The organism is Glaciecola punicea ACAM 611, from assembly GCF_000252165.1.
GTDB lineage: Bacteria > Pseudomonadota > Gammaproteobacteria > Enterobacterales > Alteromonadaceae > Glaciecola > Glaciecola punicea.
Window position 1 is genome coordinate 44,852 of the sequence record NZ_BAET01000004.1, and the last position, 23,898, is coordinate 68,749.

The window sequence follows — 23,898 nt, forward strand, 5'->3', positions numbered from 1 at the left end:
GCCAATGGTTCTCTCATTGGCGTTTTTGTTTGCGCTTTTTTACTTATTACCTAATTTGAGAAAAAAATGTTACCTGTAATAGCCTTAGTAGGGCGCCCAAATGTTGGAAAGTCTACATTATTTAATCGTTTAACCAATACTCGAGACGCGTTAGTAGCGGATTTTCCTGGTCTTACCCGCGATCGCAAATACGGCACCGCTACCTTTGAGCTGCGCCAGTTTATCGTGGTTGATACAGGCGGCATTAGTGGCAATGAGCAAGGCATAGACGCGCGCATGGCGCATCAGTCTTTATTGGCCATAGAAGAAGCAGACGTTGTGCTATTTTTAGTTGATGCAAGAGACGGACTAACGCCCACTGATATTGGTATAAGCGAGCATTTGCGTAAGCAAGAAAAGCCCGTTCATATTGTGGTTAACAAGGTTGATGGCCTAGACGGCGACAGCGAAAGCGCAGATTTTTACACTTTAGGCATGGGCAGTTTGTTACAAATAGCTGCGGCGCATGGCCGCGGTGTGTCTAAGCTAATAGAAGCGGTGTTGTCGCCGTTAGATAAGATATTTAAAGACATGCATGTAGCGCCACCGAGTATCGAAGAAGAAACAATCGATGCACAAGAAAAACTTAAACAGCTGCAAGCACAGCCCATTAAACTGGCTATTGTGGGTAAGCCTAACGTAGGCAAGTCGACCTTAACGAATAGAATTTTAGGGGAAGAGCGCGTTGTTGTTTATGATTTGCCCGGTACCACCCGCGACAGTATTTTCATTCCTATGCAGCGCGATGGTCGCGAATATGTCTTAATAGACACAGCGGGTGTTAGAAAACGTAAGAAAGTGTCTGACGTTGTTGAGAAATTTTCTATCGTTAAAACTCTCCAAGCGATTGAAGAAGCCAATGTGGTCTTGCTTGTGGTTGATGCGCGAGAGGGTGTTGCCGAACAAGACTTATCGCTGTTGGGCTTTATTTTAAACTCCGGTCGCTCCTTAGTCATTGCCGTTAACAAATGGGACGGTTTAGACAACCACGTCAAAGACCAAGTCAAAAAGGAGCTTGATCGCCGTTTAGGTTTTGTTGATTTTGCTCGCTTGCATTTTATTTCAGCCCTACACGGCTCGGGAGTGGGACATTTATTCGAATCGGTCCAAGAGGCATACGAGTCGGCCACTAAGCGCATTAATACGTCTATGCTTACTGATATAATGGAAATGGCACAGCACGATCATCAACCGCCTTTGGTGCGTGGGAGACGAGTTAAAATGAAGTATGCGCATGCGGGTGGCTACAATCCGCCGGTAATTGTCATACATGGCAACCAAGTGAAAGATTTGCCGGATGCTTATAAGCGTTTTTTAACTAATTATTATCGGCGTTCATTATCAATGATGGGGACGCCCATAAAGATAGAGTTTAGAGAAGGCTCAAATCCTTTTGACGCCAAACCAGGTAAGCTTACCGTATCGCAAGAGCGTAAACGAAAGCGCCTACTGTCCTCACCTGACAAAAGGTAAGGTAACGAAGTAAATAAGACTATAGATCCTGCTTAAAGACTATCAAATTTGCTGTTTTAGCGCAGTGAACTAATTCGTCTGTGGGGCGGGAGAAGCTGTTTTCAAAACTGAATTTACTGTGGAGACTATTTCGCCATCGGCTAGTTGTGAAGTAATTATCTGATTTTTTTGAACGTCTCTCACCGACCTTAGCAATATATTTTCGCTAAGCGTCATACTATATCCGCGCGATAAAGTCGCTAAGGGACTAACAGTATCGAGTAATGCTGCTGTTTTGCCTAAGTGTTGTTCTTTGCTAAGCACGTATGCTTTCATTGTACTGCTTAAGTCGAGTAAACGCTTTTGACTAGCTTGCTTAGCTCGCTTTATGTCATTAACAGGCGATAAAAACGAGATGTTTTTTGCTTGGCTCGACTGCTGCTGTTTGGCGATATTGATCTGTTTGGTAAGGGCTTGAGTTAATCGCTGATGCGAGCGAGTGAGTGTTTGTTTATGCGCAAGTAAACGTAACTGAGGGTGCTGTGCCTGTAGACGCTGGTGTAAATAGTGAAGCGATTCAAGCTTTTCTTTAATTGTTTTTGCAGGATGTTGCTGCAATAGTCTAGCGTACAAATAATCAAATTGCTGGCTGTTTTGATTAAACTTTTTAACGGGATGTTGCGCCTGCAATCGCTGCTGTAGCGACATTCTTTGCTGCTCTTTTTGCGCCAGCATGTCGTTGAGCGCCCGAACAAGTGAGCGTTTTTGCTCACTTAGGTTCTTTTCTAGTACATGTTTGTCGGTGCTAAGTAATTCAGCGGCAGCTGATGGTGTAGCAGCGCGAATGTCAGCAACAAAATCAGCGATGGTTACATCTACCTCATGACCCACTGCCGACACCACCACTAAATGTGAGGCATAAATAGCGCGCGCGACTATTTCTTCATTAAATGGCCATAGGTCTTCAAGTGAACCGCCGCCTCTGCCGACGATTAATACATCGACTTCATTTCTGATGTTAGCGCGCTCAATTTGTTTAGCAATAGAGGCCGCCGCGCCGTCGCCTTGGACCATGCTAGGGTAAATAATTACCTCTATGCTGGGGTTTCGGCGGCCCAGTACATGCAAAATGTCGTGAACGGCGGCGCCTGTTTGTGATGTAACAATGCCAATTTTAGTGATATGAGCCGGTAAGGTTTGCTTAGTTTCATGCGCAAACAAACCTTCGCTTTGTAGTTTTAGTTTTAAGGCTTCAAAGGCTTGTTTAAGCAAGCCTTCGCCCTCGGGCTCCATGGCCACGGCAATAAGTTGATAGTCGCCGCGAGCTTCATACAAACTTATATTCGCCTTAACCACCACTTTGTCGCCATGTTTAGGGGTAAAGCTTACACCTTGATTAGCCCCGCGGAACATGGCGGTGCGTACTTGCGCTTTGTCATCTTTTAAGGTGAAGTACCAGTGACCTGAAGTAGCGCGCGTAAAATTAGATATTTCACCGCTAACCCATACTTGTCCAATTTCACTTTCAAGCACCTGCTTGGCAAAGCGATTAAGTTTGGTAACACTGATTATTTTGACGGCTTGGGGCACTGCAAACATAATTGAATATATTACCTTTTGACCAATTCACGTGTAAAGATTGGCTTTATTAAACATTTTTCTCAAACAATACGCAATTGTAGTTTACCTAGATATGAAAAAATACTACAATCTCACCGCAATTAAGCCACTCGTATATAGGTCAAATTGCATGTTACGAATAGAAAAAGAAGCGTATACTTTTGACGACGTACTTTTAGTACCCAGTCACTCCCAAGTTTTGCCACACATGGTAAGCCTTAAAACACGTCTCACCCGCGGCATTAGTTTAAATGTCCCTCTTATGTCTGCTGCTATGGACACGGTTACCGAAGCATCACTTGCCATTGCCTTAGCGCAAGAAGGCGGTATAGGCTTTGTGCATAAGAATATGACTCCCGAGGCGCAAGCCGATCATGTTTTGCGCGTCAAAAAATATGAAAGTGGTGTGGTGCTCGACCCGGTTACGGTGAGCGCAAGCGACACCATTGGCGCCACAATCGCCATGAGTAAGCAGCTAGGATACTCTGGTTTTCCTGTGGTAGACGGCGAAAATAATTTAATAGGCATTGTCACCAGCCGTGATTTGCGTTTTGAAAACCGTCTTGAAGAGCCGGTCAGTAAAGTCATGACGAGTAAAGAAAACTTAGTCACGGTGACCGCTGAGGTTAGCCCCGACAAGGTCATGGAGCTGATGCATCAATACCGTATTGAAAAAATATTGGTGGTTGACGAGAGCTTTAAACTAGCCGGTTTAATTACCGTTAAAGATTTTCAAAAAGCTAAGAGTAAACCAAACGCCTGCAAAGATGCGCAAGGTAGATTACGCGTTGGCGCTGCGGTAAGCGTAGGGCCAGGCACAGAAGAGCGTATTAAACTGCTGGTTGAAGCAGGCGTGGACGTACTTTTAATTGACACCTCGCATGGCCATTCCCAAGGCGTGATTGATCGTGTTAAGCAAGTGCGCGAACAATATCCCAATTTACAAATTATTGCCGGCAATGTGGCTACCGCCGAGGGCGCTTTAGCATTAGCAAAGGCTGGTGTAGATGCTGTTAAAGTAGGTATAGGCCCCGGCTCTATTTGCACCACTCGTATAGTTACTGGCTGCGGCGTACCGCAAATAACCGCTATAAGCGATGCTGTTTCTGCCGTTGATAAGTTAGGCATTCCGGTTATTGCTGACGGCGGCATTCGTTTTTCTGGTGATATCGCAAAAGCCTTAGCTGCTGGCGCAAGCTCGGTGATGGTCGGCAGCATGCTGGCTGGCACCGAAGAAGCTCCCGGTGAAGTGGAGCTTTATCAAGGCCGCTATTACAAGTCATATCGCGGCATGGGTTCATTAGCCGCAATGAACCAAAGCCATGGATCTTCAGACCGATATTTTCAAACTAGCAGCAGCGCTGAAAAATTAGTCCCCGAAGGCATTGAAGGACGAGTGGCTTATAAAGGTCCTATTTCTACCATTATCCATCAGCAGTTAGGTGGTTTGCGATCAGCGATGGGCTTAACGGGCTGCGCGACAATTGATGAGCTTCGCACCAAGCCGAAGTTTGTAAAAGTGACTGCCGCAGGAATGGGTGAGTCACACGTCCACGACGTCAGCATTACCAAAGAAGCACCAAACTATCGCTTAGGATAGGGCATATTTCGGGAATACCCTTTTTGTTTTTATGCGGGGAGTATACATGTGGGCAGAGAATACTCTTGCCATTATGTGTATGTCCCTGTAAACGTAGTCTACTTTTTAGGACATTTAATGTCGATTAATATTCATAGTCAGAAAATTCTTATCCTTGATTTTGGGTCCCAGTACACTCAACTCATCGCCCGGCGCGTACGTGAGATAGGCGTCTACTGCGAACTTTGGGCCTGGGACGTAAATGAAAAGTACATTAGAGAATTTGCACCAGATGGTATTATTTTGTCGGGTGGTCCTGAGTCGGTAAGCGCGGGAAATTCCCCGCGCGCGCCGCAGTATGTTTTTAATGCAGGTGTACCGGTCTTAGGTATTTGCTACGGCATGCAAACAATGGCGCATCAGTTAGGCGGCAAAGTGCAAGGTTCTGATATGCGCGAGTTTGGCTATGCGCAAGTGGAACTGCCGAAGCCTTCACATTTGTTTGATAAAATTGAAGATGGCATAAACGCGCAGGGAAATGCACTATTAGACGTGTGGATGAGTCATGGTGACAAGGTTATAGAAGTGCCGCCTGGCTTTGAAACTATCGCACAAACGCCTAACTGCCCGCACGCTGGCATGGTAAACGTAAAGAAGAGATTTTATGGCGTGCAGTTTCATCCCGAGGTCACGCATACTAAACAAGGCTCACGTATTCTGCAGCAGTTTGTTATGGCCATTTGCGGCTGTGAAAAATTATGGACACCCGCTTCAATCATTGAAGATGCGGTAGCACGGATAAAACAACAGGTGGGTGATGACGAAGTTATTCTTGGCCTATCAGGCGGCGTTGACTCTTCTGTTACGGCGATGCTGTTGCACCAAGCTATTGGTGCTCAACTAACCTGCGTGTTTGTTGACAACGGCTTACTTCGCTTGCACGAAGGTCAGCAAGTAATGGATAGGTTTGGCGATCACTTTGGCTTAAATATCATCAAGATTGAGGCGCAGCAGAGATTTTTGGACGCACTGGCTGGCGAAACCGACCCAGAGAAAAAACGCAAAATCATCGGCAATCAGTTTGTGTATGTATTTGATGAAGAGTCAAGCAAGTTAGCCAATGCGAAATGGCTTGCTCAAGGCACCATTTACCCCGATGTAATTGAGTCGGCAGGCTCTAAAACAGGTAAAGCACACGTTATCAAATCACATCATAATGTAGGCGGTCTGCCCGCCGATATGAAAATGGGCTTAGTAGAGCCTTTACGTGAATTATTTAAAGATGAAGTGCGCAAAATAGGCCTTGAACTAGGGCTGCCTTACGACATGCTTTACCGCCATCCTTTTCCTGGACCGGGTTTAGGGGTAAGAGTACTGGGTGAAATTAAAAAAGAATATTGTGATTTACTGCGTAAAGCCGACGCCATTTTTATTGAAGAACTACATCGTCATAACCTTTATCACGAGGTAAGCCAAGCCTTTACGGTATTTCTGCCGGTCAAGTCGGTAGGCGTTATGGGAGACATGCGCAAGTATGACTGGGTCGTATCTTTAAGAGCCGTTGAAACAATTGATTTTATGACTGCGCGTTGGGCGCATTTACCGTATGAGTTTTTGGGCCTTGTATCTAATCGTATTATTAATGAAGTTGATGGCATTTCCAGAGTTGTTTACGATATTTCAGGTAAGCCTCCTGCGACCATAGAATGGGAGTGATAGACAGCGCTGAAACACGCATACCTACGCTATCTTACCACTTGTAAAGTACTTGTAAACTCTTCTGAAACACGCATTCCTTCGTTGCGCTTGCAAGAATACTTGTAAACTAATACGTTCACTCTGTTTCGTAATAGTATTCACTCATTGTCCTTACCTAAGTAACAAGTATAATCTCTTTGTATGCATGTAAATGTTATCCACTATAGATGTTAGTAAAATGGTATCTATAACTTAAAAGGTGGATACAAATGAAGAGCAACGTAGTGAGAATAGACTTTAGAAAAGAGAACAAATCTCAAATAATAGAAGATACTCGTGGGTTTAGATTCAATCAGGTAAAACTCATTGAGGGTGAAGTCACTATCTTTCAGACTAAACAGTCTGGCGATAATTGGCACATGAGAATGTATATTGCTGAGAATCAAAAGTACTTTACAAAGAGTTTAAGAACAAAATCTAAAGATTCAGCAATAGAAAAAGCAAAGATTGAATACGCTGGAATTCTTGTTAAACGACAAGAAAATAAAACGATCTTTTCAATATCAATACACTCAGCGATAGAAAAATACTTAGAGCATAGACGAAGAGATATTGAGACTAGAATCATAACTAAGCAAAGATACGGATGTATCGTTTCGCAGATGAAGCATTTGAAAGGCTATGTTAATGCGTCACATAATTGAAACCGGCAATGACAGCTTCCGCTTTAAAGAATCAACTAAAAAATCAAAGGAGAAAAAGGCTAGAAATTAAAACATGATTATGGTCATATAAGGCTACTTGGGTGGATCAGTTTTAGATGCAAATCGTGGTTCAGTTTTAAGTGCAAATTAACAATGTCTGCTTAATTGCGAACATATATCAATTATATCGACTATCAATTGTGGTAACATTTACGACTATACTCATATTGAATACTTGTTATATGGCACACTACTTTCCAAAGCCAGCACCTTTATCTCCTAGAGCGGGAGCTGTAGAAAGACGCAATAAAAAAGACAAAAAGTACAAGGGCGTAGATGTCAATAAGAGCTTTTATTACTTGTGGTTTGAGTATTTGAAGCGATCTGACAAATACAAACTTGCTTGTGAGAACAATGGCAAAGGTATGACTAAGTTGTACAAGGACTTTGGCAATCTTCACTCAGATCAGTACACAGGTGAGTTAGGTTTTTGGGAATGGTGGACAGAAAAAGATAAAAATGATCAGCTAAGAGGAGAAAGGTTGTTTGGTATTAAAGGACATACAGTAGAAGGCTTTGCTACAAATGATGAGTTACTTGAAAGCAAAGATCAGATTGAAAGTGGAGAAGTTAAAGTAATCATTCTTCCTACAAATGTCACAAGATCAACAATTGAAAGGCGACTCGCAAAGTTATTGAAGCAATTAGTTCTTAATCCCACAGAAGTAACAGCACGATATCATCCATCTAATCTAAAAGTAGATGTTAATAGTTTAGAGAAGTGTCTCAAGGCATACGACATGAGACTAGAAGGCAAAACTAATGTAGAGATAGGTGCTGTGTTTATATTTGAAGACGCACAGAAAGTACTTAAAGATGCTGATCTAAAGAATAAGTGTAATGTTGGAGCATACAGATTGATCAAAAAGGCTGAAGCAAACATCAAAGCAGTTGAGAGTGGTATGTTTGGAGTAGGGCATTAACGCTTGTAATATTTATAAGTTAGGGAATACTACAAATTGAGTACGAATAGACGGCAGTGCAATAAAAATTTTAAACAGGAATGGACAGCATGTATGAAGCAGCATTTAAGAATATTGACGATACGTTATGGAAAGATGCTGGCTGTAGCAGTGAGCTAGATTACATTGAGCAGACGAGTTGGGTGCTGTTTCTAAAGTACTTAGATGACTTTGAATCTGAAAAAGAGCAAGCAGCAATACTTAATGGTGAAAAGTTCACTCGCATTATAGATGGTGAGTTTCGTTGGAATGAGTGGGCAGCACCAAAGAAGGTTGATGGAAGTGCAGACTACAATGCAGCTCTCACTGGTGATGACTTACGTGATTTTGTGAATCTAAAGCTTTTCCCCTACCTTTCAAATTTCAAACTCTCAGCTGATAACCCTCGTACCATTAACTACAAGATTGGTGAGATATTTAGTGAGCTACGTAACAAGCTGCAAAGTGGATACGCTTTACGTGAAGTAGTGAATAAGGTTGATGAGTTAAAGTTCTTAAGCAATGACGACAAGCATGAGTTGAGCAGCTTGTACGAAGACAAGATTAAGAACATGGGTAATGCTGGACGAAATGGTGGTGAGTACTACACTCCACGCCCCCTTATCAAAAGCATTGTCAAAGTCATCAATCCACAAATAGGTGAAACTGTATACGATGGCGCTGTAGGTAGTGCTGGATTCTTGTGTGAAGCATACGCACATATGAGAGGCAGCAAAGAGCTAAGTGCTGCTGAGTACGAAACACTGCAAAACAGTACATTCTTTGGAAAGGAAAAGAAGTCGCTTGCTTATGTCATAGGTACGATGAATATGATTCTGCACGGCATTGAAGCGCCAAATATCCTTCATACCAATACCCTTGCTGAGAACATCACAGACATACAGCAAAAAGACAGAGTTGATGTTGTTGTTGCAAACCCACCTTTTGGTGGAAAAGAGCGAGCAGAGATACAGCAAAACTTTCCTATTAAGACATCAGAAACAGCTTACTTATTTCTACAGCATTTTATAAAGATGCTGAAGGTTGGTGGACGCTGTGGTGTTGTAATCAAAAATACATTCTTAAGCAACACTGACAACGCAAGTGTTGCACTACGCAAGCAGCTACTTGAAGAATGCAATCTGTTCGCAGTACTTGATTTACCAGGTGGTGCGTTTATAGGTACTGGTGTTAAGACAGTTGTGCTCTTCTTTGAAAAAGGTAAACCAACAGAGAAAGTGTGGTACTACCAACTAGATGTTGGAAGAAACATGGGTAAAACGAACCCGCTAAATGAACGTGACTTAGCTGAGTTTGTGGATATGGCAAAGACGCAAGAGCTAAGCGAGAAGAGTTGGCTCATAGATATAGATAGCGTGAATACAAAAACGTATGACTTAACTGTAAACAATCCTAATCGCGTTGAAGAAGTTGACGAGCGTACACCGTTAGAAATCATCGCAGAGATTGAAGAGCTAGACGCGCAAGCGGCAGAAGCATTACAGGCAATAAAGGAGTTGCTGTGATGTGGAATATGCTTGTTCTAGAAGATGCTTGTTTGTTAATCAGTAGAGGCATTTCTCCAAAGTATTTGGAAGCTGGTGGAGTAAGAGTACTAAACCAAAAATGCATCAGAAATCATACGATTGACTATAGTTTGGCGAGGCGACACGACATTTCCAAAAAAAGCGTGAAGCCAGAACGTTTTATCCAAAAGGGTGATGTGCTTATAAATTCAACTGGGCATGGCACCTTAGGAAGGGTAGCTCAAGTACGTGATGAGCCAGATGAGCTAACGACGGTGGATAGCCATGTAACAATAGTTCGCCCTAAACCAGAGTTTTTTTACTTGGACTATTTTGGATTCGCTGCAATCTTCATTGAAGATGAGATTAAAGCTGCGGGACAGGGAACCAGTGGACAGACAGAGCTTTCAAAAACAAAATTGAAAGAAGAATTTTCAGTCAGTTTCCCAACAGATTTTGAGGAACAACAACGAATCGTTGCCAAGCTAGATGCAGCGTTTGCGGAGATTGATAGCGCTATTTTTGCCAACGCTTGCAACATAATAAAAGCAAATGAAATATTCAGTCAGTATCTTTCAAATGTTGAAACTGACAATCTTCCGCTAGAAAAACTTATCAACATTAAGACTGGAAAGCTTGATTCAAATGCAATGGTTGAAAATGGTGAATTTCCTTTTTTTACCTGTTCGCGTGAAATTTATTCAATAGACAAGTTTGCTTTTGAATGCGATGCAGTACTACTTGCTGGGAATAATGCCTCTGGCGACTTTAATGTGAAACACTATGAAGGTAAATTTAACGCTTATCAGCGGACTTATGTTTTGACTGTGGTGGACTCTAACTCCTTGCGCTCTCGTTATCTCTATTTCCAGCTTATAAATGCGCTTTCCAAATTTAAGAAAATGTCTGTTGGTGCTGGAACTAAATTCCTAAAGATAGGGATGATTAGAAGTTTAGAAATTCCACTCCCACCTATTATTGCACAAGATAAAATTCTGGTGAAACTTGAAAAACTACTGAAACTCTCTGAAGAATTACATACAGCATACAATGGAAAAGCAAGACAGCTAAGTTCTCTTAAATCAGCAATCCTTGCGCAAGAACTAAAAGGTGAGGCAGCATGAACGAAGCAGACACACGCGCAGAGCTTATCGATAAGCAACTTGAAGCAGTTGGTTGGAGAACTAACGTAGAAGCTCAAGTGCGTGTGCGACGTGAGTACAGTATTAACGCTGGCGAAATTCGTGCTAGCGGCATTCGAACTGGAATGCTGAAAGCAGACTATGTGCTTGAGTATAAGAATATCAAGCTTGCAGTAGTAGAGGCTAAAAGTGATGAACTAGAAGTTGGAGAAGGTATTGCACAAGCCAAACTCTATGCTCAGAAGTTAAGACTGCAAACGAGCTTTGCCGCAAATGGTAAACGCATCTACGAAATTAACCACTCTATTGAAGATGCAAGTACTGTTGAGAACGAAGGCGAGATAACTGCATTTCCGTCACCTCAAGAACTTTGGCAGCGCACTTTTGGTGAACCTAATGAGTGGTTAGAACGATTTAACGCAGTGCCGTTTGAAAACATGAATGGCATGAAGGAAGCACGCTACTATCAAGAGCTTGCTGTTAATCGTGCTGTGACTGCTATAGCCAATGACGCACAACGCGTACTGCTTACACTTGCCACTGGCACTGGCAAAACATTTATCGCTTTCCAAATTGCTTGGAAGCTGTTTAAGAGTAGATGGACACAGCAAAAAGATGGCAAGCGACAACCACGTATATTATTTCTTGCAGACAGAAATATACTCGCTAACCAAGCCTACTTAGACTTTAGTTCGTTTGATGATGCTGCGCTTGTACGCATCAGCACAAGTGATATAGCTAAGCGTGGTGAAGTACCCAAAAACGGTAGCGTTTTCTTTACCATCTTTCAAACCTTTATGAGTGGTGCTGATGATAAGCACTACTTTGGTGAGTACGAGAAGGACTTTTTTGATTTAGTGATTATTGATGAGTGTCACAGAGGTGGCGCTAATGACGAGAGCACTTGGCGAGAAATACTTAACCACTTCTCTGGCGCAGTGCATATAGGATTAACAGCTACACCTAAAAGAACTGACAATGCTGATACTTACGATTATTTCGGTGAACCCGTTTTCATCTATAGCTTAAAGGAAGGCATACAAGATGGATTTCTTACTCCCTTCAAAGTAAAGCGTATACAGACAACGATTGATGAATATGTCTACACTTCTGATGATGAAATCATTGAGGGCGAAGTAAGGGAAGGACACGTATACAAAGAGTCCGACTTTAACAAGAGTATTTTTATTGAGCAGCGTGAACGAAAGCGCGTTATAGATATGCTTGCTGCAATCAATCAGAACGAGAAAACAATTGTCTTCTGCGCGAACCAAGCCCATGCAGCTTTGGTGCGCGATTTGATTAACCAAGAAGCCACATCAAAAAGTATTGATTACTGTGTACGAGTCACAGCTAATGATGGCGCTATTGGCGATACTTACCTACGTCAATTTCAAGACAACGAAAAGCTACTGCCCACTATATTAACAACAAGCCAAAAGCTCACCACTGGTGTTGATGCACGCAACGTGCGTAATATTGTTTTGCTTCGTCCCATCAATAGCATGATTGAATTCAAACAGATTATTGGACGTGGCACTCGTCTATTTGAAGGCAAGCACTTCTTTACCATTGTTGATTTCGTAAATGCTTACCATATGTTTAACGATGCTGAATGGGATGGTGAGCCAATTGAGCCAGAGGTAAGCACACCTAAAACGCCTAGTGAGCCAAAAGAACCTAGCGAACCAAAGGAGCCAGATGATAATCCAATGGTACCAAAACTCAGAATAAGGCTTTCTGATGGAAAGGTACGTGAACTGCAAAGCATGAGCAGTACTTATTTCTATGTAGACGGCAAACCAATAAGCGCAGAAGAGTTTTTGAAGAGGTTGTTTGACACACTTAAACTACCAGAGCTTTTGGGTAGTGAAGAGCAGCTGCGCAAGCTTTGGTCAAACCCACTTACGCGCAGAGACTTACTTGAGAAGCTTGAGAAAGAGGGCTGCCATAAAGACGACTTACTTAAGCTACAAGAACTTATCAACGCAGAGAATAGTGACTTGTTTGATGTGCTTGAGTACATTGCATATGCAAAGCCTACCGTCAGTCGTGCCGCACGTGTAGAAACGAGCAAAGACAATATCTACAACCTATTGAATGAGCCACAGCGAGAGTTTGTGGCTTATGTACTGCGTAACTACGTCAATGGGGGAGTGGATGAGTTAGACGTAGGAAAGCTAAGTACGGTGCTTGCAGCGAAGTATGGAAGCATACACGCAGCACAAGAGGAGCTAGGTACTGTGGTTGACATACAGAAGACGTTTATAGAGTTTCAAGCTGAATTATACAAAGGTTATGTTGCATGAAGGTTTGGGTAGTAAGGTTGCAGTGTTTGTAACTCGCAAATACCTAAGTTACTGATAAAACAGAGGCTAGTAGTTGATGTTAAGCACCAAAAGAGGGTGTAAGAGTTAGACGACAGTTGCACACTTTTATTTTTGTGCTTATAGCCCTTTATCTATAGGGTTTTGTAAGCCAGAAACTATTGAGTGGGGTGGTGCATTAGCAGTTGCAAAGTTTACAACAGTAGAAATTATAAGCTATTGTTATCACAATGATATTATGGATAGTGAGGCGCACAGAAGTGGACCAAGTATGTTGCAAATATGTTGTAAAGATGGTTTTGACCGGTCTAAGTTATTGTTCTTAAAGGGTATATTAATGGTGCGACTATTGAGTGGGAATAGAAAAAGGTCTTTGACGCACTATAAAAATCGTATCTGTACACCAATGCTCACCCGCTGTTTGTGACGATTGTAGTCAATAAGAGAGTCTCCATAGCCACTAAATAACTGCAAAAGTAAATCGTAGCGTTGGTTGAAGGGGTAAGTAATGTTTACTTCAACGCCGCTGCGATTATCCTCTAAAGACAGGTTATTTCTAATGCTAGTAGCAATGTCTAATTCACCCAAACGATAGCCGAAGCCTAATTCCACTCTTCCATAGTAGTCATTAATGTCAGGATTGTCGTCGCCTTGGGGATCAAGCGGCGATGTTTTAGCATCTTCAGGCAGTCTTACCCACGTGCGTAAGTAGTATGCTGTATTTTCATCGCTAAACAGCGCTGTTGCGATAATACGATTCCAGCTGCGTGACTTTAAGCTAGACTGACCATTTGACATATGATTTAAGCCTATTCGAAACAAATTGAATTTGTAACCGGCAAGGGATGTGTCAGTATTAAATTGGTAGAATACCTCAGGTTGATAATTTGTTTCTCGAAAAGGCTTAGAGGCCTCATCATTGTATACTTGCCAAAAGGATACCGCAGTAAAACCAAAATATACGCCTGAAGCATTGTCTTGGTGCAGCCACAGCGGGGTTTTTACACTTATTTGGTATTTGGCTTCAAAGCGGCCAATTTGCTCGTCGTCTATGCCATCAAACGATATGGGATTTGAGTTGGGAGAATAGCTTATCGGCAAAAGGTAGTTTGGATTATGCTGAACAAGTGAGAAAGAGTTTAGATTAGCTTCACGCTCATTCTCGAATTTTTCACTTAGCAATGTTTTTACCGGTGCACTACCTTTTACACTTTTAAGCTCTGTAGATTGTGTATCAACTTTTTCTTGCGTCATTTGTGCAGCGTTTTTTGGCGCTATTGTAGCAAAAATTGTTATGGCGGGTAAAACAACCATTTCGTTACTTGCCACTGCCATCGGCCACTGATAAATGAATAAAAAGAAGGCTATAAATGTGCGAGCGAATGGCTTTTTCAAGGTAAAGTCCTTGTATTGCAATGTGAGTATAATTGCAGGTTAAACGATAAGATATACAGAACTATACAACAAAAAATACCAAACAATATCGTAAAATGTAAAAGCCTTATGCTATGTGCAAGCGTATGATTGAAGATATGAACATGCGTAAATTTAAAGCCAAAACGTAGGTGCAATACATAAGAGCCGTTAAACGCCTGTCTGCCGACTTTAAGCACTCGCCCGTAAGTACCACCGCAGAGTAATTAAGGGAATTCCAGATTGCGATGATAAAAGAAGGTGTGTCCAGTATAACCATCAATGCCACCCTTCAAGAGCAAACAAGAACTGCCTTATTTACTTTTCGGTAATAAAGGTAACAACTTTATCAATTGGCAACATTATTTTTTCACCAGTGGCTCTATTTTTGTATTCAAGGGCGTTTTCATCGAGGTTTCGCTCACCAATAATAATGCTGTGCGGCACCCCAATTAATTCCATGTCGGCAAACATAACGCCGGGTCTTTCTTTACGATCATCAAACAACACGTCTACGCCAGCGTCGAGTAAATCTTGGTAAAGTTTCTGGGCAACTTCATTTACGCGATGCGACTTATGCATATTCATTGGAATGATCACCACTTTGAAAGGGGCGATAGCGTCGGGCCACATTATGCCGTACTTATCGTTGTTTTGCTCAATTGCCGCGGCCACTATGCGGGTTATGCCGATACCATAGCAGCCCATTTGCAAGACTTGGTACTTACCCGTTTCAGTTAACACGCCGCAGTTCATTGCTTTACTGTATTTATCGCCTAATTGGAAGATATGCCCAACTTCAATACCCTTGCGAATATCTAAAGTGCCGCTACCGCAGGGAGACGGGTCACCCGCTACGACTTGGCGTAAATCGACTACGATACGGCTGTCTAAACCGCTCGCGTCGGCCCCTTTTGCGCTAAAATCACGCTGCCAATTAACGCCAGTAAAATGCATGTTTTCTTCGTTTGCACCGCATACAAAATCGCTGCAGGCGGCGGCGCTTCTATCCACTAACACCGGCATAGGCATTTTGATAGGGCCAAGTGTTCCAAAACCACATCCCACTAAGGTTTTAACGGCTTCTTCTTGCGCCATTACCAAAGGACTGGCAATCCACGGGTGTTTCTCAGCTTTTATGGCGTTAAGTTGATGATCACCGCGTAAAATAAGCGCTACAAACTCAGCGTCAATTTCACTGCTGGCGGCAACAATTAACGTTTTCACACTTTGGCTTGCATTAATGCTCAATAATTCAGATACCGTAGCAATGGTTTTTGCATCGCCCGTATTTACTTTTTCAAGCGCTTTGGTGGGGCTAGCAGCAACCGCATGGGTAATGGCCTCGGCAAGCTCTACATTTGCTGCGTAGTCAGAACTATTGCTAAATGCGATATCGTCTTCGCCAGATTCTGCTAATACGTGAAACTCATGTGACACCGCACCGCCTATAGAGCCTGAATCGGCAATAACAGATCTGTAGTTTAGGCCTATGCGGTCAAACACATTGCAGTATGCTGTGTGCATATCTTGATATGTGTTACTTAGACATTCCATGGATAAATGAAACGAGTAGGCGTCTTTCATTATAAATTCGCGAGAACGCATAACACCGAACCTAGGCCTTACTTCGTCACGAAATTTTGTCTGTACTTGATACAAGTTGAGCGGCAGCTGTTTGTAGCTATTCACATCGTTGCTAACAATAGTGGTAATGACTTCTTCGTGCGTTGGCCCAAGCACAAAGTCGCGCTGATGTCTGTCTTGAATGCGCAAAAGCTCAGGGCCATATTCTTCTAGGCGCCCTGATTGCTGCCATAGATCTGCTGGCTGCACCACCGGCATGTTGATTTCAATAGATCCGGCGCGTACCATTTCTTCGTGTACAATTTTACTGACTTTGTTTAACACCCGTAACCCGGTGGGTAACCAACTGTACAAACCAGAGGCGAGTTTTCTGACCATTCCGGCGCGCAACATGAGCTGATGAGAAACAACGTCTGCGTCGCTAGGAACTTCTTTTTGTGTGGCTAATAAATATTGTGTAGTGCGCATAATAGAGTATAAATAAACCGTCAGTTTTTAATGCCTCGGATATTAGCAGTGTGTGGGCGCAGACTAAAGCTAAAATGTATTCTTAGGGCCTATTTAAAATGAGCCTAGCTTAAGTAAGGATTGGATAAATGTCGATTACCTCAGCGGTACTTGCCATGACACAAAAGCTAAGTTCAATATCGTAGAGCTGCATAAAATAAATTTTATTGTCTTGTTTGTGCTTTTTGTAGGAAGGGCGAGGGTCTTGACTAAGGGTATTATGGATCAGCGTCGTAAGTGCGGGATAGCATGCTTGATGCAGTACTAATTTTTGCGCCGCTTGTGTCGAAAACTTAAGGGTTAAAGGCGGCTTTGGTTTTTCTTGGGCAAAGCCTGCGCTTGCTTGTGCCACACTATCTGCGTAGGGCAAGTAAGGCTTAATATCCACAATGGGTGTGTTGCTTAACAAATCGACCCCTTGTACCTGCAAACGCTGCCCTTTCATACCAAGGTTTTTGACCACTGACATGCCAATGCCATTGGGACGAAAGCTACTGCGACTAGCAAATACGCCTATTTTTTTGTTTCCCCCTAAACGCGGCGGCCTTACCTTCGTTTTATAGCCTTGCGCGAGGTTTTCATGAAATAAAAACAACAGCCATAGGTGCGAAAATGCTTCAATGCCGTCTAGAGACTGTGCGATATCAATATGTTCACTAAACACAATTTCGCCAGATGCACAGCTTAGCGATAAGCCTTGACGTGGAATCGAAAACTTTTGCGTAAAGGGGGTTAATATGTGTCCTATGGGAGTGATTGAGTGAGTCACATGTGTGTCCATAAAAGCTGGCTAGTAGAACAATGCTCTTAAGCAAACATATATACCGGTGCTTATGTTAACCGTATAGATGGATCTAGACTTATCGTAAAAAAGACAATGCCTTAGCTTAAGAAAGTGGATTTAACGTTAAATATTTGTCATAGTAAGTGTAAATATTTGATTATAATAGTTGGTCAATAAAGCGCTTTATAATACATTCTTTTTAAGCGCAGAATAAACTCAGCCAACACTTGGGATTTTTGCGACCATGTAGGCTTCCATCTTACATAATAATCTCAAGGGAAAACATGATTTCGGTAAAAAATATCAGCCGGGTATTTAATCAGCACCGCGTAGTCGACGATTTATCGTTTGAAATCAGACCCGGCGATGTGGTGGGTTTTTTAGGCCCCAATGGAGCCGGAAAATCGACCACCATGAAAATGCTTACCGGCTTTTTGCCCGTGTCTTCAGGCTCCATTGAAATAAACGGTCTTAGCTTTACACAATCAGGCCGCGAAGCCTTAAAAATAAAGCAAAATATTGGCTACTTGCCTGAAGGAGCGCCTGCCTATAGCGATATGACTGTGTATCAGTTTCTATACTTTATTACCCAAGTCAGGAGAATGCCGCGAACCACACGCCAACAAGCCATCGGCAAGGTGTGTGAACAAGTGCAGCTTGAGCAGGTTTTGAATAAAAAAATTGAGCATCTTTCCAAGGGCTTCAAACGCAGAGTAGGTTTAGCACAAGCTCTTATTCACGATCCTAATATTTTAATTTTAGATGAGCCGACTGACGGCTTAGATCCCAATCAGAAATACCACGTTAGACAGCTTATTAAAAATTTGGCAAAAGACAAAATGGTGATTGTGTCTACGCATATTCTTGATGAAGTGGCTGCGGTGTGTAACCGCGTTATTATTATTGCAAATGGCAAAAAGTGCTTCGATGATACACCAGAAACCTTGAAAAAAATGTCGCCTTTACACAATGCCGTGACGCTTAAGCTAAGCTATGCAAGTGACATATCAGGCCTGCTTGAGATAGACGGTGTGTTAGATATGACGCACACCCCAGGCACTAATTATGTGACGGTTTTTGCTCAGCCTGGCAGGTATATTCTTGGTCAAGTTACCTCACATATTCAATATCACCAAATGCCGGTAGACATGGTGTATCCTGAAGAGGTCAGACTTGATGATGTGTTTAGAAAAATTACACTTGAGTCTAACCAGCAGGAGCAAGTATGAGTGCCACATTGACTATCTTTAAACGCGAGTTTGCGAGTTTTTTTGCGACCCCTGTGGCCTACATTTTTATTCTGATTTTCTTGGTTATGTCGGGAGTGTTTACCTTTTTGTTTGGGGAATTTTATGAAAGAGGACAGGCAGACTTGCTTAGTTTCTTCGACTTCCACCCTTGGTTATATTTGTTTTTAGTGCCTGCTATTGCCATGCGTACGTGGTCTGAAGAGCGCAAAAGCGGCAGTATAGAGTTAATCATGACATTGCCTATTACCACTATGCAAATTATGCTCGGGAAGTTTTTTGCAGCCTGGGCAATTTTGGGTTTATGTTTGCTAATGACCTTTCCACTATTTGTTACCGTTAACTATTTAGGTGCGCCCGATAACGGGGTTATTTTGGCGGCTTATTTAGGCAGTTGGCTTATGTCGGGTGCTTTTTTAGCCGTGGGTATTTGCATGTCGGCAACTACCCGAAATCAAGTGGTTGCCTTTATTTCAGCCATTGTGATTTGTTTCGTTTTTGTATTGGCAGGCTCGCCCGTGGTAATTGATTTATTCCAAATGTGGGCACCTAACATAATAGTTGATGCCATTGCTGGTTTAAGCTTTTTGACTCACTTCCAAAACATGGCAAAAGGCGTAATTGTGCTAAACGACGTCTTGTTTTACGTGCTAAGCATTGCGGTTTGGCTGTTTGCAGCTTATGTGGTAATTGAACAGAAAAAGGCACATTAATGCTAAAAACGATTTTTTTTAACATCATAATATTTGGCCTGCTTGGCGCTTTATTTTTAGGCGCAATGGTGTTCAATAACATGTATGCCAATAGTGTAGGCATTGATTTGACCGAGCGAAAAATATACTCATTAAGCAAAGGTAGTCAAAAAATAGCGGCTGATACAAAAGCGCCTATTACACTTCAGCTGTTTTTTTCTGAGAGTAACTCAACCGGCATGACGGCCCTACGCGACTATAAGGCAAGAGTACAAAGTCTGCTGCAAGAATATGTGAAACTAGGCAAGGGCAATATACACCTAGAAATAATTGATCCTGAGCCCTTCTCAGAAGCCCAAGATAGCGCTGCAGCATTTGGATTAACAGCAGCTTCTACAGGCAGTTTTCAAAACACTATTTATTTTGGTTTAGCCGGCACAAACAACCTTGGTGACACCATGGTAATTGGCTTTTTCGACCCCAGCAAAGAAGCTTTTTTAGAATACGATATTAGTACTTTACTCTACAGTTTAAACGAGCCTGAGATTGCTAAGTTAACTATTGTTACTGATTTAGAAATTGCCGGCGGTGAAAATCCATTAAATGGGAAAACAACAGCCGCCTTTGTTTTGTATCAGCAGCTTGAAAAGATGTTCGATATCACGTTAATTAGCAGTTCGACTAAGTCTTTACCTAGTAACACTGACGTGCTGTTGCTGTGGCATTCTCAAAATATAAATGAGGCACTGCTGTTCAGTATCGATCAGTTTTTAATGCGCCAAGGCAGGGCCTTGGCATTAGTCGATGCCCACTACGAGTCTGACCTAATGGCGCAGATGGGCTCAGTGGGGGTTAATAGTTCGTTTTTGCCTTTACTTGCCTCTTATGGCATTAAATTTGATAATGAAAACGTTGTGCTTGATGCTTTAACGGGTCTAGAAGTGCGGAATCCGGCTGGTGGCCTTATTCGACACTTAGGTTTTTTAGGCCTAACTCGCGAGCAAATTAACCCAAACGATATCACCACTACCGATTTAGACAGTATTAACGGCGCCTCTTTTGGCACTTTATCCTTAGGCTCAAACAGCCTGCTGTCGCAAACAGTTCTGCTAAGCTCATCTGCCGCTAACGACCTTATGCCAGCGCAAAGATATATGGCAACACGAAACCCAGCAGTGTTTGCTGAAAAATTTACCAAAGGCGACGAAGCATTTATCCTTGCGGCGCGTTATTCAGGCAGCGCGGTATCACACTTTGCTGACGCTCAAGCGCCTGATGGTGAAAATATAATAAGACGAACCAATAGCTTGAACTTAGTGGTAATTGCCGACGCTGATATAGCGGCAGATCGTTTTTGGGTGCAAAGCAGTAACTTTTTTGGGCAAATGGTATCGACACCATTTGCTAATAATGGCGATTTTATCATCAATACGCTTGAAAACTTAAGCGGTAGTGATGGTCTTATCGGCATTAGAAGTCGTGCCACTTTTGATAGGCCTTTCACAAGGGTGCAGGTTATCCGGCTGATCGCAGAAGAAAACTTTAGAGCACAAGAGAAGCGCTTGCAGAAACAGTTAGAACAAACCGAAAAGGCCCTGGCTCAGTTGCAAATTCCTGACAACAATGTTGCTCTAAGTGCCGAGCAAGAAGCGACCATCAACGGCTTTACCGAGCAAAGAATGGCAATTAGAAAATCACTTCGCGAGGTGCAGTTCCAGCTGCAGCGAGATATTGAGGCCTTAGGCGATATTCTTAAACTCATCAATATTGTACTTGCGCCAGTGGTACTTGTTTTGCTGCTGTTATTAATCGCTAAAATATGTCGAAAGCGAGCGCCTAAAACAAGTTTCTAGGGTAGGCATCTAGAATAAGCGCTTCAAACAAGCCCTTACGAGCTGTTTGTAGAACAGCTCTAGTGCAATGTCAATTACGATAGAAACCCTTTGAAGAAAGCCACCCCTAGCTTGTTTGCATGCGCTATGTTGCGCCTAGGAATATCTTCAGGGTCTTCAACGAAGGCGAGCGCTTTGGTAATGCTAGCCTCGCGAATTAGATGAAACATAGGGAAGGGTGCTCTATTTGTATAATGACTGACTGAATTAGCCGGTTCACCTGCAAATAAGTACTCAGGATGAAAACTTGCCAATTGAAAAACACCTTCATAGCCAAGATCTTCTAGCAGCTCCTGAGCCATGTCCAAGGCGTCTAGATAATCGTAAAAATCATCTAGCTGATGGGTCAAGGCGATTAGGCTAGTTTCTGTTTTAGGATGTGCGACCAAGTAATGACATTCATTTGCCAGTATTGTTAACAAGTGCTGCACGTTAGGCTCTTGCACAACTAGCAGTCGCACTTGGCCGCGTTCACGCGGTACTCTTGCAAAAGGACATAGGTTTTCACCAATGACGACCTTGTCAAGCCATCTCCATACTTTTGCTTCTGCGCCGTGACCTGCCGCTGACGCTGGGCCATTTTTGTTGTTCATTTAGCAGTGCCCCTTACCTGATGTTGGAAGGAGTGATATTCAACATAAGCCTCTAGTGTATTTTCTATTAAGCTGGCTACAGTCATGGGACCAACGCCCCCAGGCACAGGTGTTATCCAGTCTGCTCGGTCTTTTGCGACTTCAAATTCAACATCGCCAGTTAAGGTGCCGTCATCCAAGCGGTTAATGCCAACATCAATGACAATTGCGCCTTTTTTTATCCAGTGGCCAGGTATAAAGTGAGGCTTACCTACCGCCACCACCAACAAATCGGCTCGCTGCACGTGCGCTTGTAAATTCTTGGTGAACTTATGGCAAGTCGTAACAGTGCAGCCGGCTAGCAGGAGCTCAAGCCCCATTGGCCGACCCACTATATTTGATGCGCCCACGATAACTGCATCCATGCCCTTAATCTTGCGCTTTGTGGCCTCAATCATGGTCATGATACCTTTGGGCGTGCACGGTCTCAAAGCAGGCATGCGCTGCGCTAAGCGACCAATATTATAGGGATGAAAGCCATCAACATCTTTACTTGGATGGATACGCTCTAATATATCTTCGACACTTAAGCCTGCAGGTAAGGGTAACTGCACCAAAATACCGTCAATCTCGGGGTCGTCATTAAGCGTGTCAATTAAGGCTAATACGCTGTGTTGTTTGGTGGTGGCAGGCAAAGTAAACTCTTTTGATACTAGACCTACCTCAGCGCAGGCTTTGGTTTTGTGTGCGACATAAATTTGAGATGCGGAGTTTGTGCCCACCAATACAACAGCTAATCCGGGCAGTCTCTTGTTCGCTTCTTTTAGCACGTCTATATGCGCCGCCACGTTATTACGTACTTGTTGTGCTATGTTTTTGCCATTTATCAGTTGAGCTGTCATGTACCGAGTTTATCCGCTGGTGGTTTTGCGGTGTAGTTTAAGGAAAAATGAGTAAAATAACCAGAGTTTGCTAGTGAAACAGACTTTCTAGAGTAGTATAATACATCGAATAAAATGATAGGCAGCGCGTTAGTCGAATCACCAAAGCGACGCTTAATGGCCAAGAAATGCTGAAAAAAACAGCAACCTTAAAAAATCCACAAATTATGCTAAATAGTGTTTGACCAAATTCAGCATTGTCGGTAACATGCGCCCCCCGTAGAGATGAGCATTCAATGTTTATCCTTTACGCAATCGGTGAGTGGCGCAGCTTGGTAGCGCACTTGGTTTGGGTCCAAGGGGTCGTAGGTTCGAATCCTATCTCACCGACCATTAGCTTTTCGATTCGACGAGCGTCCGTAGCTCAGCTGGATAGAGCACCCGCCTTCTAAGCGGGTGGTCGCAGGTTCGAATCCTGCCGGACGCGCCATCGTATTGGCCCAAAAGGCATGCTAATGAGAAAGGGTAGTAAATGTAGTTGCTGTCAGGAAAAGTAGTAAATCAGTGGTGGGCGTAGCTCAGTTGGTAGAGCTCTGGATTGTGATTCCAGCGGTCGTGGGTTCAAACCCCATCGTCCACCCCACTTTTTTCTGACAACATGTGATACTCTTTTACAACCTAAGTTCTTGTAGCATAAATATACATGTAGTATCAGTAAAACATTGGTAAAGTGTCTGTAGAAAGTGCAGCACAGCATAAAGTTTGCGGGAGTGGTGGAATTGGTAGACACGCTGGATTTAGGTTCCAGTGCTTCACGGCGTGAGAGTTCAAGTCTCTCCTTCCGCACCATCTATTGAAGGGTTGTCACAACAATCTTTTGAGTCAAAATAAACATTTTCATAATAAACATATCGGTGAGTGGCGCAGCTTGGTAGCGCACTTGGTTTGGGTCCAAGGGGTCGTAGGTTCGAATCCTATCTCACCGACCATTTTTCTTTTGTGCGTAAAAATTACTCTATAAAACTAAAATAATCCTCAAAAACGCGGTTTTTTTAATTAAATCCGCATAACTCCTCGACTAAAATAAAATCACTCTGTATAATTTGGCGTCCTTTTTTTAAACTCATTCATCATTAAAAGTTGTTTGGGTGCCATGCATAGTTTAGTAAATAATTGAAACATGGGCTTCAAACAGTCTTAAATTATCTACGAATCTATTATGATTGATTACACAA

General features: G+C 42.8%; 17 protein-coding genes and 5 tRNA genes. 16 read left to right on the forward strand and 6 right to left on the reverse strand.

Annotated features, from left to right (window positions below; all coding sequences use genetic code 11):
- Positions 1-66: 66 nt before the first annotated feature.
- Complete coding sequence (der, locus tag GPUN_RS01190; RefSeq protein ID WP_006002613.1) at positions 67-1,512, forward strand: ribosome biogenesis GTPase Der; 1,446 nt, start codon at positions 67-69, stop codon at positions 1,510-1,512.
- Between the two features lie 69 nt (positions 1,513-1,581).
- On the opposite strand, the gene xseA is transcribed toward der, so the two are convergent.
- Positions 1,582-3,090 carry an exodeoxyribonuclease VII large subunit gene (gene xseA, locus GPUN_RS01195; RefSeq protein WP_006002615.1) on the reverse strand — a complete coding sequence of 503 codons (1,509 nt, stop codon included), beginning with the start codon at positions 3,088-3,090 and terminating at the stop codon, positions 1,582-1,584.
- 151 nt (positions 3,091-3,241) lie between these two features.
- On the opposite strand from xseA, the gene guaB reads away from it, so the two are divergent.
- From guaB to hsdR, 7 genes are all read left to right on the forward strand, one after another.
- Positions 3,242-4,711 carry an IMP dehydrogenase gene (gene guaB, locus GPUN_RS01200; RefSeq protein WP_006002617.1) on the forward strand — a complete coding sequence of 490 codons (1,470 nt, stop codon included), beginning with the start codon at positions 3,242-3,244 and terminating at the stop codon, positions 4,709-4,711.
- A gap of 117 nt (positions 4,712-4,828) precedes the next feature.
- A complete protein-coding gene (gene guaA, locus GPUN_RS01205) occupies positions 4,829-6,406 on the forward strand; it encodes a glutamine-hydrolyzing GMP synthase (RefSeq protein ID WP_006002620.1) in 1,578 nt (525 codons plus the stop codon).
- A 251-nt stretch (positions 6,407-6,657) separates the two neighbouring features.
- Complete coding sequence (locus GPUN_RS01210; RefSeq protein WP_006002621.1) at positions 6,658-7,092, forward strand: hypothetical protein; 435 nt, start codon at positions 6,658-6,660, stop codon at positions 7,090-7,092.
- Between the two features lie 242 nt (positions 7,093-7,334).
- A complete protein-coding gene (locus GPUN_RS01215) occupies positions 7,335-8,075 on the forward strand; it encodes a hypothetical protein (protein WP_040519945.1) in 741 nt (246 codons plus the stop codon).
- A gap of 89 nt (positions 8,076-8,164) precedes the next feature.
- Entirely contained in the window at positions 8,165-9,619 is a 1,455-nt protein-coding gene (locus GPUN_RS01220; RefSeq protein WP_006002626.1) for a type I restriction-modification system subunit M, read from the forward strand.
- Complete coding sequence (locus GPUN_RS13565; protein ID WP_006002628.1) at positions 9,619-10,743, forward strand: restriction endonuclease subunit S; 1,125 nt, start codon at positions 9,619-9,621, stop codon at positions 10,741-10,743. The genes GPUN_RS01220 and GPUN_RS13565 overlap by 1 nt, the downstream gene beginning before the upstream one ends.
- Complete coding sequence (gene hsdR / locus GPUN_RS01230; protein ID WP_006002631.1) at positions 10,740-13,070, forward strand: EcoAI/FtnUII family type I restriction enzme subunit R; 2,331 nt, start codon at positions 10,740-10,742, stop codon at positions 13,068-13,070. The genes GPUN_RS13565 and hsdR overlap by 4 nt, the downstream gene beginning before the upstream one ends.
- A gap of 399 nt (positions 13,071-13,469) precedes the next feature.
- Here the strand turns inward: hsdR and GPUN_RS01235 are convergent, their stop codons facing one another.
- The 3 genes from GPUN_RS01235 to tsaA all read right to left on the reverse strand — a co-directional run bounded on the left by GPUN_RS01235 (position 13,470) and on the right by tsaA (position 17,364).
- Positions 13,470-14,483, reverse strand: coding sequence for a phospholipase A (locus GPUN_RS01235; protein WP_006002633.1), 1,014 nt, complete (start codon positions 14,481-14,483; stop codon positions 13,470-13,472).
- Positions 14,484-14,819: 336 nt separating this feature from the next.
- Positions 14,820-16,556 (reverse strand): proline--tRNA ligase, encoded by a 1,737-nt coding sequence (locus GPUN_RS01240; RefSeq protein WP_006002635.1) that lies wholly within the window; start codon positions 16,554-16,556, stop codon positions 14,820-14,822.
- 109 nt (positions 16,557-16,665) lie between these two features.
- Entirely contained in the window at positions 16,666-17,364 is a 699-nt protein-coding gene (gene tsaA, locus GPUN_RS01245; RefSeq protein ID WP_006002637.1) for a tRNA (N6-threonylcarbamoyladenosine(37)-N6)-methyltransferase TrmO, read from the reverse strand.
- A gap of 299 nt (positions 17,365-17,663) precedes the next feature.
- Here tsaA and GPUN_RS01250 point away from each other — a divergent pair, with 299 nt between their 5' ends.
- Genes GPUN_RS01250 through GPUN_RS01260 form a run of 3 tightly spaced genes read left to right on the forward strand, consistent with a single transcriptional unit; the run spans position 17,664 to position 21,171 of the window.
- Entirely contained in the window at positions 17,664-18,608 is a 945-nt protein-coding gene (locus GPUN_RS01250; RefSeq protein WP_006002639.1) for an ABC transporter ATP-binding protein, read from the forward strand.
- Entirely contained in the window at positions 18,605-19,339 is a 735-nt protein-coding gene (locus tag GPUN_RS01255) for an ABC transporter permease subunit (RefSeq protein ID WP_006002641.1), read from the forward strand. Before GPUN_RS01250 ends, GPUN_RS01255 begins: the two co-directional genes overlap by 4 nt.
- The gene (locus GPUN_RS01260) at positions 19,339-21,171 is read left to right on the forward strand and encodes a GldG family protein (protein ID WP_006002644.1); all 1,833 of its coding nucleotides are present in this window, start codon (positions 19,339-19,341) and stop codon (positions 21,169-21,171) included. The genes GPUN_RS01255 and GPUN_RS01260 overlap by 1 nt, the downstream gene beginning before the upstream one ends.
- Positions 21,172-21,245: 74 nt before the next feature.
- Here the strand turns inward: GPUN_RS01260 and GPUN_RS01265 are convergent, their stop codons facing one another.
- On the reverse strand, positions 21,246-21,803 hold the full coding sequence (locus GPUN_RS01265; protein ID WP_006002646.1) for a DUF1415 domain-containing protein: 558 nt from the start codon (positions 21,801-21,803) through the stop codon (positions 21,246-21,248).
- Entirely contained in the window at positions 21,800-22,684 is an 885-nt protein-coding gene (gene folD, locus GPUN_RS01270) for a bifunctional methylenetetrahydrofolate dehydrogenase/methenyltetrahydrofolate cyclohydrolase FolD (RefSeq protein ID WP_006002647.1), read from the reverse strand. Before folD ends, GPUN_RS01265 begins: the two co-directional genes overlap by 4 nt.
- Before the next feature lie 295 nt (positions 22,685-22,979).
- On the opposite strand from folD, the gene GPUN_RS01275 reads away from it, so the two are divergent.
- The 5 genes from GPUN_RS01275 (at position 22,980) to GPUN_RS01295 (ending at position 23,652) form a co-directional block, all read left to right on the forward strand.
- Positions 22,980-23,056: transfer RNA gene (locus GPUN_RS01275), tRNA-Pro, on the forward strand.
- A 20-nt stretch (positions 23,057-23,076) separates the two neighbouring features.
- A tRNA-Arg gene (locus GPUN_RS01280) sits at positions 23,077-23,153 on the forward strand.
- Between the two features lie 77 nt (positions 23,154-23,230).
- Positions 23,231-23,306 (forward strand) — tRNA-His (locus GPUN_RS01285).
- A gap of 121 nt (positions 23,307-23,427) precedes the next feature.
- A tRNA-Leu gene (locus GPUN_RS01290) sits at positions 23,428-23,512 on the forward strand.
- Positions 23,513-23,575: 63 nt separating this feature from the next.
- Positions 23,576-23,652: transfer RNA gene (locus tag GPUN_RS01295), tRNA-Pro, on the forward strand.
- Positions 23,653-23,898: the final 246 nt, after the last annotated feature.